Here is a 241-nt window from a genome sequence, read left to right on the forward strand (position 1 = left end):
TTCGGAATCAGGTAGTCCGCCCCGAACGAGATGTCATACGTGCCATAGGCCGCCGCCACCACTTCGTTCTGCTCTTCCTCGGCCAGCTCCGCGATCGCGTACACCGCCGCCTTTTCCATCTCGCGCGTGATCGTCGTCGCGCCCACGTCCAGCGCGCCCCGGAAAATGTACGGGAAGCACAGCACGTTGTTCACCTGGTTCGGATAGTCCGAGCGCCCCGTGGCCATCACCACGTCGTCGC

At 63.9% G+C, this 241-nt stretch carries 1 protein-coding gene; it reads right to left on the reverse strand.

Going from position 1 to position 241, the window contains the following annotated elements:
- Positions 1–241: malic enzyme-like NAD(P)-binding protein (locus tag AC6LJ5_RS30375; RefSeq protein WP_498142461.1), on the reverse strand; the 241-nt coding region annotated here is incomplete at both ends.

The organism is Achromobacter sp. 1011791174, from assembly GCF_059760925.1.